The sequence below is a fragment of the Pedobacter sp. 05L430 genome (genome assembly GCF_056397585.1).
This window is the reverse complement of sequence record NZ_JBFTNT010000607.1, coordinates 1-616: the sequence shown is the minus strand read 5'-3', so window position 1 is coordinate 616 and position 616 is coordinate 1. Positions and strand designations below refer to the sequence as shown.

The following is a 616-nucleotide window of genomic DNA, read 5'->3' as shown; positions in this document are numbered from 1 at the left end:
GGTTGATGTTAGAGGTAGCTATGCAGGATACAAAAACCTATTGATCCAGGGATTTTGGGGTCGTAAACGTATAGCAGATCAGCTTCCGCTGGAATATGATCCGGATACGCAATAATAATAAGTATTTAAATACGAATCGTATTCTTTCGTTCAACAGAAATATCAGAGGCCTCGGCGAGCATTACCGATACAGGTTGCTGCTGTGTAAGAAAACTAAAATTCTGTCCATATACCAATCCAAAATCAACAGCGATATTAAAGCTTTTTACTTTGTATTGGGCCCACTTAGGATGTTTTACCTCATATTCGTTAGTTTTTTCTGAGCTATATCTTGCATATCCCCAGTAGTGGCCTGTAATAAATTCGGTTTCGCTTCCCGTCTGGATTTCTGAAAGGGCTTTGTTTGCCGTTACACTAAAACTTTGCCATTGATTGTTATACCGCCACTTATATTCTACATAACGATCTTCTTCATTTTCCTTTATACAGTGACTCATTGGCATTGCCTCATAGTTTTCGTTATAAATAGCATTGGCTACTATTGATAATGCAAATTTTGGCACTATTTCCTTAATAAATACCACACCCCTTTTTACGACTCCATTATCGTTATACC

General features: G+C 37.7%; 1 protein-coding gene. It reads right to left on the bottom strand.

Features of this window, described 5'->3' with window-relative positions; all coding sequences use genetic code 11:
• Positions 1 to 125 precede the first annotated feature (125 nt).
• A partial coding sequence (locus tag AC1DG9_RS27590; RefSeq protein ID WP_477635767.1) for a DUF2071 domain-containing protein occupies positions 126 to 616 on the bottom strand: 491 nt, incomplete at its 5' end.